The following is a 9,653-nucleotide window of genomic DNA, read 5'->3' on the forward strand; positions in this document are numbered from 1 at the left end:
AAATTAGAGGTATTTACGAACTTTTTTGCAAAAGTGCGTAAGGTCAGTTATTTATCTTTTGAAATTGCGTCAAGAACACCGTTTATAAACTTAGGAGATTGTTCTGTTCCGAATGCTTTTGTTATCTCAACCGCTTCATTTATAACCACCGCAGAGTCAAGTTCTCCGTAGAGTATCTCATAAGTTGCAAGTCTGAGTGTTGCTCTCTCGATGGCTCCGAGTCTCTCAAAATCCCAATCTTTTAGATGTTTAACTATTGCCACATCAACCGACTCTATGTTTTTCATAACACCCTCATAAAGCGTGAGTGCGAAATCTTTTTGCTTGTTGCGAATCTTCTTCTCTTCTAAAATCTCATCCGTATGCTCTGCAATATTTCCGTTGCCCAAATCAAATGCGTAGAGCAAACTTACAACTGCCATTCTGGCTTGATGTCTAGTTGCCATGATTATAAGTTCTCGTAAAGGTCTAACATCTCGACAACAACCGTCATCGCTTCAAAACCTTTGTTTCCTGCTTTTGTGCCCGCTCTCTCGATTGCCTGCTCGATTGTGTCAGTCGTTAAAAGCCCGAAGGATACAGGTTTTTGATACTTTAGGCTCATTGTCGCTATCCCTTTTGTAGCTTCCGCAGAAACATAGTCAAAGTGAGGAGTTGCTCCGCGGATAACAGCGCCAAGTGCACAGATTGCGTCATATTTTTTGCTAGCCAGAAGCTGGTCAATTATCATTGGAAGCTCAAATGCTCCAGGAACCAAAACGTGCGTCAAATCAGCATCATCTCCGCCATGACGAGCGAATGCATCCTTTGCGCCCTCAACAAGTCTGTCAACAATAAAGTGATTCCATCTCGTACTTACTATCGCAATTTTCTTGCCGTTTACTACTTTTAATTTGCCTTCGATTAAATTCATCTTTTTTCCTTTTTAAAATTTAGTGTTTTGTCTTGAATTTTTTATCTTACCAATTTTTATTGATTTTTTTGTTATGTTATAGTAAATATTATAACTATCAAAAACCAGTATTCTGCAATCTTTTTTTATATTTTTCTTTTTACAATCAAACCCTAAATATGGATTTAATTGCAAAAGTCTTATAAACTCTCTCATTTTGTTAACATATTCAACAGCTACCGATGACTTATCTTTAAATATATTATGAAAAATAGTGTCCAAATCAATTTCTGCTTGTTTTGTATATTTAATTTGAAGCATATTTTTTTATAAGTTCATCAAATATTTCATCATGAGATTGTTTGCACATTCCTGAATCAAATCCCTTTTGTATTTCATCTTCTAAATAGGACAAATCCTCATCCACGCTTTGGCTTTTAAAGCCATCAAAGCTAAGTTTAATGAACTCAAAAAATTTCTCTTTATTACTATGGAACTCATCCAAAAATATATGCTCAATCTGCTTATCTTCAATAGTTAAAGTAATCATTTTCAAATCTCCTGAATTTTTTTAATCTTAGCAACAAGAGCTTCCAGCTCGTCTAATTTTATCATATTAGGACCGTCACTAAGTGCGATGCTTGGGTCAAAGTGCGTCTCAAAAAAGAAACCGTCAACTCCTACAGCTGCAGCAGCACTTGCCAGATAAGGAACCATTGTTCTGTCTCCGCCCGTTTTTCCGCCAAGTGCACCCGGAGCTTGAACGGAGTGCGTTGCATCAAAAATAGTCGGTGCAAACTCTCTCATGATAACAAGTGCGCGCATATCTACGACAATATTTCCATATCCAAAAGAGCTTCCTCTCTCGCAGAGATAAACTCCGTGTTTTTTTGAAGCCTCATAGCTCACCTCATCACAACCGCGGGTTTTAAGCACCTTTGCCACAGAGTAGCGCATATCGGGCGGGTTTATAAACTGCCCTTTTTTGATATTTACCTCTTTTGTAGTTTTTGCACATGCAACTAAAAGGTCTGTTTGACGACATAAAAATGCGGGGACTTGAAGCATATCGACAACTTCGGCAACCTGAGCCACTTGATGCGACTCGTGTACATCCGTTACAACTTTGTAGCCAAAATCTTTTTTAACTTTTTCTAAAATTCTAAGTCCTTCTTCTATGCCCAATCCGCGAAAACTATCGAGTGATGTACGATTGGCTTTATCAAAAGAGGATTTAAAATAGAAATCTATAGTCGGGTCATTTTGATAAACCTCTAAAGCTTTAGCGATTTTAAAAATATTCTCTTCGCTCTCTATGACGCAAGGTCCGGCGAGTAATTTCATCTGTTTGCCTTTTTAACTGATGTTACGCACCTAAACGAACACGTCCGTTTAGGCGGCAGGGACTAAAGTCCCTACAACCCCCTAAAGCTACGAAAAACTTTGTTTTTCGAGAACTAAAATATATTTTTACACATTTTTATGAAAAAGTGCGCAATGCCAGTTATTAAAAATAGGAAGCGATTATATCATAAGTAAAATCATTTTGCCTTTGCTACCATGATTCCTGCGGCAACTATCAAAACGATTCCGGATGCACTCAAAAGGCTTGGAAGCGCATCGCCGAGCATTAACCCGACCAAAATCGCAAATACTATGTTTGTGTAACTTACCGCACCGACAATGCCGGCTTTTGTCTCGCCGTACGCTTTTGTCATGTAGTATTGCGACATTGTTCCAAGCGCTCCGAGTCCTACAACATAGAACCAAACAATTCCGCTTGGCATAACGAATTTACCCATCATAAAATCAAGCTCCGCTATATAAAAATAGTGTGAGAGCAAAAACAGCAGCATGGGCCCTACGGTTCCCACAAGCGTAAAGGAGAGGACTATCATTCTTGTATCGTAGTAGTTTCTAAGCTCTCTTACCGACGTGTATGCAAGAGCGGCTCCCACTCCGCTAAAAATACCAAGCAGGTCATATTTGCTAAAGCCGATTCCGCTGGGCTGTGCTATAAGAACTATGCCGCCAAAACCTATAAATACTGCAATCCAAGAGCTTAGAGAGAGCTTTTCTTTTAAAAGAAGCCATGCGAATATTGCGGTAAAAATGGGTGCGGTTTTTGAGTATGTTACGGCGTCTCCGAGCGGAATATGGGCAATATTGTAAAAATATGCCAAAAGTGCCGAGAAACCCATCAACCCTCTAAAAAAAAGTAAAAGAGGTCTTCCGCCTTTATGTGTCATGGGAGTTTTATAGAGCGCATAACCTATAAAGATAACGCCGAATATGTTTCTAAAAAACACAACCTCAAGTGAGCTCATATGCTCTGATGCCAACTTTGCAAATGCACCCATAATCGCAAACAAAAAGGATGCAAAGAGCATATATTTGACACCGTTATCTAATTCTTTTATATATTTCATGGACGAAAGTATACCAATCTTTTTTAATTCAAATAGGTTATAATATCTTATGTATGCAAAGGAATTGTATGTCATTACGAGTTATGGCTCTTTTATCGTGCCTGCTGCTGAACATTTATGCTTCAGAGGAGTGCACATTTGAACAATATGTAGATGAAAAACATAAAAAATTTTCAAGATATGTTGTTAAAGTTTTTGACAACGTTGATAAGAGTATTAGCCGTTGGGTCCAAGAGTCAGATGACAATGAAACAAGCGAAGATGAGACTCTTACTCATATCGATAAATTTTTTAAGGATGAAAAGTTTATCGAGGAGACCCAGATGAGTTTTTTACGCCTGCGTCTTGGCTCCGAATTTCAGTCAAAAGCTGATGAAGATTACAGGTATAAAATAAGAGCGCAAATACCTCTTAACAGAACCAAAAAGAGCTTTCAGCTTTTTATTGAAGATGTTGAAAAAAACTACTTTGACCCAGAGAGCTCCACTGAAGTAAAAGAGAGAAGCACGGCGGTCGGTATCAACTTCTTTGCCCCAGTCTACAAGGAGATTAAATCAAAATACTCCATAGGAATCAGCAGCTTTACACCTTACGCAAAAGCAAGATACTCCAAGGATTTCAAACTGGACAATTGGATTATTCAGCCAACTCAGCAATTTAAATACTCCCTTAAAACAGATTGGAGCGAAGAGACAAATCTCTATTTTAATAGAGCCCTTGTAGATGAGCGCTCTCTTTTTAGAACAACACTCTATCGTAAAACGCAATCGCATGTTGACGGATTTGACTATGCCGTTACTTTCTCATACTACCTAACACTCTCGAGTAAAAAAGGATTTAGCATCTCTCAGCAATTTTGGGGCAACTCCAAATATAAGTGCGAAGTCGCACCCCAAAATTACAACGGCATAAGTAACTATTCTACATCTGTCTCATGGCGACAAAATGTTTTTAAGCAATGGATTTCACTAGAACTTGGACCAGGTATAAGTTTTCACAGGCAGTATGGGTATGAACCAAACTATGTGTTTCAATTTAATGTGGATTTTTATTTTGGAAATATTTAAATAAAATCTGCACTACAATTTCACATTATAATAAAGTGTAAAATTTGATACAATATATGTAAAATGTATGGGAGTTGCTATGAGGTATGTTTTAATACTTTTTTTACTTATAAGCTCTGTTTTTTCAAAAGATATTTCAACACGCTATGATGTGCATGTGAGCCTTTTAGGAAACGTAGGGTACGCCGATGTAACCTTAAGAGAATCCGGAGGAACGTACGAAATAAAGCTTATAGCAAACACTGCCGGTGTTGCAGCTGCACTTTTAAAAGACAGGGTCGAGACTTTTATGAGCAGAGGCAGAGTTGTTGATGGCAAATATGTTCCGGATATCTTTATAGCATCCAAAGTAACGACAAAAAGATTAAGAGTTCAAACATACTACTTTGACCATGAGAAAAAAGAGATAAAATTAGTAGAAGAGAAAACAAAATTAGTAAACAAAACGAGATTTGATCCAAAGCGTTTTAAAATCATATCCGAAGAGGTAAGTAAAAACTCTGTAGAGGAGAGTTTCTTAGATGTTTATAAAGATGCAGACGTGCTAAGTTCATACCTAAATACAAAAACTACCTGCAACTCTGAGGAAAAATTTTACAAGCTTGTCGCAGTGGGTGCTCATGACGAGGAAAACAATATAACCGTCTCTTGCTTAAAAGGAGTAGAGAGAGACTCTGCAATACTCAACTTTTCTGAGGGCATAGAAGATATATACAACCTAAACGTAGAGCCCTTTGATAAAGATGACGAAATAGTTGACGTGCTTGTGGCGTTTGATCATGACGGGCTTTTAAAAGAGGCTCTTCTGGGCGAAGTATTTTGGATAGGGAAAATTACAGCAAAAAGAGTCTACCATAAAATCAGCAGTAACTAATTGCCAATAAATTTAAAGGAAAATCATGGGAAACATAATACTACTGGCTATTTTAGCCGCATTTTTTTACTGGATATTTAAGAGCTACTCAAGATATACACTCTATTCACAAGAAGCATTTAAAAACTTCTCTGTCTCCAAAGAGTCTCTTCAAAAGAGCGAACTTGGTCTTTTTGTAGCGCTTGTTGCGAAAGTTGCAAAGGCTGATGGCAGAGTTGATGCGCTTGAGGCTGAGTTAATCGGAATTATGTTTGATGATATCTCGGCTCTTTTTCCAGAGCCACAAAAAACAAAAGATATACTCAAAGAAATCTTTAACGAGCATAAAAACGGCTCTGCTGACCCAAGAGAACTTGCGCATATTTTGGCAAAAGCGATTAAAAGAGATGTAGCCAAGCAGCACCAGTTTATGGGATTTTTAATCCAGCTTGCTTTTGTTGATGGAGAGGTAAGCAAAAGCGAAGAGGAGATTTTAGCCTCTATTGCACAAGCATTAGAATTTGACCCAAGTACTTATCATGGCATGTTTGAACAGTTTGAAAAAATGGTTCATAACATCAGACCAAAAGCAAATATCGGCGATGCATATAAATTATTAGGCATAAATGAGAGCGATGATATGGATACAATTAAAAAGGCGTACAGAAAACTAATAAGAGAATACCATCCAGATATCATCAAATCTCAAGGCAAAGACGATGCATATATGCAAGAGGCAACCGCAAAAACTCAAGAGATAAACCAAGCGTATGAGATGATAAAAGCTCACAGGAAATAGTGAACATAAAAGATTATTTTAAAAAATCTCTCTCCCAAAAAAAATCAATCCAACCGTCTGCCTCATTTATCCAAAAATGAGGCTCATAAACAGATGTTTTTTTGTAAAAAAGAGTACATGAGACAAACTCAATCTCTTCATATTTTTTTTCCAAATACTCCATAACAGCCGCTAGCGTATCCCCGCTATCTGCTATGTCATCAACAACAAGCACTTTTTTTACTCCATCAAGCTGACACGTATCAAATATATTTAACATATCCCTCTTAAAAGTTTTATCATAAAGCTCCGTTCTTATGCTTTGAACTTGGCGGATGTCAAGCCCTTCTGCCATAGCATGTGAAAGTGTAAGCCCTCCTCTGGCAATGGCTATAATTGCCTCACAATGTGAACCTTTTACCATCTGTATTAAAGAGAGCGTATCGATTTTAAAATCTTCATAACTGTAATATTTCATACGCGTATTATACAACAATAATAAATCCCGTTTAAGATTAAAACTGATACAATCATTACAGAAAAAAAAGGAGATCAAGAAATGATCAAAACTGTTTTATCAATTTTAGCAGCAAGCTTGCTTTTATCCTTAGTTACCGGCTGTAGTAAAGATGCTAAACCCCAAGAGAGAAGTGTGGATTTTGCTTGTGAACAAGAGGGTGTTCCCGCTCCAAAGTGGACATGTATTCCTGATGTGCAAGATGCTTATGCGGGTATCGGTATAGCACAAAAGAGTGCTGCCGGAATGGCTCATATGAGAAGAGTAGCAATGGCTAACGGTCGTTCAGACCTAGCTCAGCAGATAGAGTCTGAAGTCAAAGATAAAATCACCATCTACACAGGAACAACAGGTGTAGGCACAACTGAGACCGTAGACAAGGCGATTGAAACCGTAACAAAGCAGGTTGCAAAGGTTGACTTGGTCGGTTCAAAAGCAGTTGATATGTGGAGCGCCCCTTCAGGTGCCATCTATATGCTTGTAACCGTTTCTAAAGATTCTGCAAACGAGCAGATTCAAAACAACATTAGAACAAGTTTCAAAAACGATCAAGCTCTCTGGCAGCAGTTTAAAGCTAAAAATGCACTCCAAGAGTTAGAAAAAGAGTTTACTACAAACTAAAGAGTATCTTCTTTACGCAGAGACGATTAAGTCTCTGCATCTCCATAAACAAATATGCAAGAGAGCAAGGTTTTTTATAAACCTAAAATTACTCTTATATTTTGCTATAATTCCAAATAAACTACAAATTCAACTCTCTTCTTAGGTAAAAATATGAAAAAAATCGCAATAATCGGTCGCCCAAATGTCGGCAAAAGCTCTCTTTTTAACAGATTAGTCAAAAAAAGAGATGCTATCACATCGGATATAGCAGGAACAACAAGGGATGTCAAAAGACGAAGCGTCATGATTATGAATAAAGAGGCCCTTCTTTTGGATACCGGCGGGCTTGACCAAGGGTGCGAACTTTTTGACAAAATCAAAGAGAAATCACTTGAAGCTGCAAAAAAAGCCGATATTGTCCTCTACATGGTTGATGGCAAAAGCATTCCTGAAGAGAAAGATAAAAAGTTATTTTACGAGCTTCAAACACTGGGCAAAGATGTGGCTCTGGTTGTCAACAAAATTGACAATGACAAACTTAAAGATAATCTTTGGGATTTTTATGAGTTTGGATGTGATGCGATTTTCGGCATATCGGTTGCACACAACAGAGGCGTAGTCTCCCTACTTGAGTGGGTGTATGACAAGATTCCCGACTCTGACATTGTAAAAGAAGAGGGCGAAGAAGAGGATGATGTAAATCTAGTCGATGAAGATGAGAGTGCATTTGAGTTTGATGAGCATAACGAAGAGGAAGAGGATGACGGCTTTTTCTATACGGATGAGGAAGAGGAAGAGGATTTTGAAGATGACTCCATCTTTGCACAAAATGATAGAATCAAAGAGTTTGACGAAAATGATGTAAATCATATAAAAATCTCTATTATCGGGCGCACAAATGTTGGAAAAAGCTCTCTTTTAAATGCTCTGCTCGGCGAAGAGCGCTCAGTTGTAAGCTCTGTAGCGGGAACAACTATCGACCCGATTGATGAGAGCATCGAGTACAAAGGCAAACAGCTTACTTTTGTCGATACTGCGGGATTAAGAAGACGCGGCAAGATTCTCGGCATCGAGAAGTTTGCTCTTATGCGTACAAAAGAGATGCTTGAGAACTCAAATATGGCTCTTGTTGTTCTTGACGCAAGCGAACCGTTTTTAGATTTGGATGAAAAAATTGCAGGTCTGGTTGACAGCAACCGCCTTGCATGTATCATTGTTTTAAACAAGTGGGATATCGCTTCAAGAGACGATTATGACAAAATTATTCAAGAGGTAAGAGACAGATTTAAGTTTCTTGCTTATGCGCCCATCATAACCCTCTCTGCAAAGTCACACAAAAGAGTCGATAAGCTTCATGATATGATTTTAGAGATAAATGAAAACTACTCTCAGCGCATAAAAACATCTGATCTAAATGTCGCCCTAGAAAAGGCGATGAGAAGGCATCAGCTCCCATCTATGCATGGACAGATTATAAAAATATACTATGCAACGCAGTATGAGACTAGACCGCCTAAAATCGCTATTGTTATGAACAAACCGCGAGGACTTCACTTTACATATAGAAGATATTTAACAAATAAACTAAGAGAGACTTTTAGCTTTAGCGGAACGCCTGTTCTTTTCAAAGCTAAAAAACGCGGAGATAAGTAAAAGGAGAAAAGCTCCTTTTACGTTTAAGCTTTTAAAATGGTTTGATTATAACCATCGCCACAATAATCAGTAGCAAAATTGTCGGAACTTCGTTATAGGCGCGAAAAAATTTACCGCTCTTTGTACACTCATCATTTAAAAACTTCACTCTAAAATATCCAAGCGAAAAGAAATATGCAATCAAAATAAGAACAAAAAATATCTTTGCATGCAGCCAGCCGTTGCCGCTAAAACCAAGTTCATAAGCAAGATAAGAGCCACTCAAAACAGTAGCCCACATTGCCGGAACCCCAATATATTTGTAAATCTTCATCTCCATAACTTTTACTACTTTTACAAACCCCTCATTGTCGGCATTTTCGGCATGATAAACAAAAAGACGCGGCATGTAAAAAAGTACGGCGTACCACGAGATAAAAGAGAGGATATGAAACCAGACTATCCAGTTATACATGACTACTCTTCTACTACTTCTATCTCTTTAATAGAAGCCGTCTTATGTGAAACTACCTTGTCATGAAGACGGCGAAGTGCCTTTGTAGCTCTATCAATTGCCAAATCAATAGCCGCGTCCAAATCTTCATCACTCTGATTTATAACTACTGGCTGCGCATGCGCTATATGGATGTCAAACTCTACGCTCACACCCTTTTTTTCGCTTCCTATATTTACGTTTACGGTCGTAATATCCAGTGAATATTTCTTAAAAGCTTCAATAGCCGCTTCTATATGAGCTCTTGTGTTTGCGTGTAGAGATACATCTTTTGCATGAAGAAGTACATTCATAATAAATCCTTTTGTTTGGCAGAGTGCCTATTTTAGCCAAATAGTAGCGAAATAAAGCTAAAAAATGTATAATAC

The 9,653-nt window shown here is 37.9% G+C and carries 14 protein-coding genes; 5 read left to right on the top strand and 9 right to left on the bottom strand.

The genetic code is table 11. The features are described 5' to 3' along the window. Positions 1-47: 47 nt before the first annotated feature. The 6 genes from nusB to IBX42_RS09780 form a co-directional block, all read right to left on the bottom strand. Positions 48-446, bottom strand: coding sequence for a transcription antitermination factor NusB (gene nusB / locus IBX42_RS09760; protein WP_294932391.1), 399 nt, complete (start codon positions 444-446; stop codon positions 48-50). Between the two features lie 2 nt (positions 447-448). Beyond that, on the bottom strand, positions 449-913 hold the full coding sequence (gene ribH / locus IBX42_RS09765) for a 6,7-dimethyl-8-ribityllumazine synthase (protein WP_294932394.1): 465 nt from the start codon (positions 911-913) through the stop codon (positions 449-451). Positions 914-925: 12 nt separating this feature from the next. After that, complete coding sequence (locus IBX42_RS12585) at positions 926-1,213, bottom strand: type II toxin-antitoxin system RelE/ParE family toxin (protein ID WP_365943612.1); 288 nt, start codon at positions 1,211-1,213, stop codon at positions 926-928. Next, positions 1,200-1,442 carry a hypothetical protein gene (locus tag IBX42_RS09770; protein WP_294932397.1) on the bottom strand — a complete coding sequence of 81 codons (243 nt, stop codon included), beginning with the start codon at positions 1,440-1,442 and terminating at the stop codon, positions 1,200-1,202. The genes IBX42_RS12585 and IBX42_RS09770 overlap by 14 nt, the downstream gene beginning before the upstream one ends. 2 nt (positions 1,443-1,444) lie before the next feature. Then, positions 1,445-2,236, bottom strand: a complete 792-nt coding sequence (gene kdsA, locus IBX42_RS09775; protein WP_294932400.1) for a 3-deoxy-8-phosphooctulonate synthase — start codon at positions 2,234-2,236, stop codon at positions 1,445-1,447. A 197-nt stretch (positions 2,237-2,433) separates the two neighbouring features. Next, positions 2,434-3,321: a DMT family transporter gene (locus IBX42_RS09780; protein WP_294932403.1), complete on the bottom strand. Its 888-nt coding sequence runs from the start codon at positions 3,319-3,321 to the stop codon at positions 2,434-2,436. A 68-nt stretch (positions 3,322-3,389) separates the two neighbouring features. On the opposite strand from IBX42_RS09780, the gene IBX42_RS09785 reads away from it, so the two are divergent. The 3 genes from IBX42_RS09785 to IBX42_RS09795 all read left to right on the top strand — a co-directional run bounded on the left by IBX42_RS09785 (position 3,390) and on the right by IBX42_RS09795 (position 6,040). Further along, positions 3,390-4,388, top strand: coding sequence for a hypothetical protein (locus IBX42_RS09785; protein WP_294932406.1), 999 nt, complete (start codon positions 3,390-3,392; stop codon positions 4,386-4,388). Positions 4,389-4,467: 79 nt separating this feature from the next. Further along, entirely contained in the window at positions 4,468-5,262 is a 795-nt protein-coding gene (locus tag IBX42_RS09790; RefSeq protein WP_294932409.1) for a DUF3108 domain-containing protein, read from the top strand. Between the two features lie 25 nt (positions 5,263-5,287). Next, positions 5,288-6,040, top strand: a complete 753-nt coding sequence (locus tag IBX42_RS09795) for a DnaJ domain-containing protein (protein WP_294932412.1) — start codon at positions 5,288-5,290, stop codon at positions 6,038-6,040. 13 nt (positions 6,041-6,053) lie between these two features. Here IBX42_RS09795 and IBX42_RS09800 read toward each other — a convergent pair whose 3' ends face one another. Beyond that, positions 6,054-6,497: a phosphoribosyltransferase family protein gene (locus IBX42_RS09800; protein ID WP_294932415.1), complete on the bottom strand. Its 444-nt coding sequence runs from the start codon at positions 6,495-6,497 to the stop codon at positions 6,054-6,056. 81 nt (positions 6,498-6,578) lie between these two features. On the opposite strand from IBX42_RS09800, the gene IBX42_RS09805 reads away from it, so the two are divergent. Together IBX42_RS09805 and der are read left to right on the top strand one after the other, a co-directional pair. Further along, a complete protein-coding gene (locus IBX42_RS09805) occupies positions 6,579-7,157 on the top strand; it encodes an LPP20 family lipoprotein (RefSeq protein WP_294932418.1) in 579 nt (192 codons plus the stop codon). A 153-nt stretch (positions 7,158-7,310) separates the two neighbouring features. Then, on the top strand, positions 7,311-8,792 hold the full coding sequence (gene der / locus IBX42_RS09810; RefSeq protein ID WP_294932421.1) for a ribosome biogenesis GTPase Der: 1,482 nt from the start codon (positions 7,311-7,313) through the stop codon (positions 8,790-8,792). A 31-nt stretch (positions 8,793-8,823) separates the two neighbouring features. Here the strand turns inward: der and hemJ are convergent, their stop codons facing one another. Next, positions 8,824-9,246 carry a protoporphyrinogen oxidase HemJ gene (hemJ, locus tag IBX42_RS09815; protein WP_294932424.1) on the bottom strand — a complete coding sequence of 141 codons (423 nt, stop codon included), beginning with the start codon at positions 9,244-9,246 and terminating at the stop codon, positions 8,824-8,826. A gap of 2 nt (positions 9,247-9,248) precedes the next feature. Beyond that, positions 9,249-9,578: a ribosome-associated translation inhibitor RaiA gene (raiA, locus tag IBX42_RS09820; RefSeq protein WP_294932427.1), complete on the bottom strand. Its 330-nt coding sequence runs from the start codon at positions 9,576-9,578 to the stop codon at positions 9,249-9,251. Positions 9,579-9,653 lie beyond the last annotated feature (75 nt).

It is taken from the genome of Sulfurimonas sp. (genome assembly GCF_014859695.1).
Taxonomy (GTDB): Bacteria; Campylobacterota; Campylobacteria; order Campylobacterales; family Sulfurimonadaceae; genus Sulfurimonas.

Excerpts from the sequence above, each read along its gene's own strand:
- nusB (WP_294932391.1), bottom strand. The coding sequence starts at position 446 with ATGGCAACTAGACATCAAGCCAGAATGGCAGTTGTAAGTTTGCTCTAC.
- ribH (WP_294932394.1), bottom strand. The coding sequence starts at position 913 with ATGAATTTAATCGAAGGCAAATTAAAAGTAGTAAACGGCAAGAAAATT.
- IBX42_RS12585 (WP_365943612.1), bottom strand. The coding sequence starts at position 1,213 with ATGCTTCAAATTAAATATACAAAACAAGCAGAAATTGATTTGGACACT.
- IBX42_RS09770 (WP_294932397.1), bottom strand. The coding sequence starts at position 1,442 with ATGATTACTTTAACTATTGAAGATAAGCAGATTGAGCATATATTTTTG.
- kdsA (WP_294932400.1), bottom strand. The coding sequence starts at position 2,236 with ATGAAATTACTCGCCGGACCTTGCGTCATAGAGAGCGAAGAGAATATT.
- IBX42_RS09780 (WP_294932403.1), bottom strand. The coding sequence starts at position 3,321 with ATGAAATATATAAAAGAATTAGATAACGGTGTCAAATATATGCTCTTT.
- IBX42_RS09785 (WP_294932406.1), top strand. The coding sequence starts at position 3,390 with ATGTCATTACGAGTTATGGCTCTTTTATCGTGCCTGCTGCTGAACATT.
- IBX42_RS09790 (WP_294932409.1), top strand. The coding sequence starts at position 4,468 with ATGAGGTATGTTTTAATACTTTTTTTACTTATAAGCTCTGTTTTTTCA.
- IBX42_RS09795 (WP_294932412.1), top strand. The coding sequence starts at position 5,288 with ATGGGAAACATAATACTACTGGCTATTTTAGCCGCATTTTTTTACTGG.
- IBX42_RS09800 (WP_294932415.1), bottom strand. The coding sequence starts at position 6,497 with ATGAAATATTACAGTTATGAAGATTTTAAAATCGATACGCTCTCTTTA.
- IBX42_RS09805 (WP_294932418.1), top strand. The coding sequence starts at position 6,579 with ATGATCAAAACTGTTTTATCAATTTTAGCAGCAAGCTTGCTTTTATCC.
- der (WP_294932421.1), top strand. The coding sequence starts at position 7,311 with ATGAAAAAAATCGCAATAATCGGTCGCCCAAATGTCGGCAAAAGCTCT.
- hemJ (WP_294932424.1), bottom strand. The coding sequence starts at position 9,246 with ATGTATAACTGGATAGTCTGGTTTCATATCCTCTCTTTTATCTCGTGG.
- raiA (WP_294932427.1), bottom strand. The coding sequence starts at position 9,578 with ATGAATGTACTTCTTCATGCAAAAGATGTATCTCTACACGCAAACACA.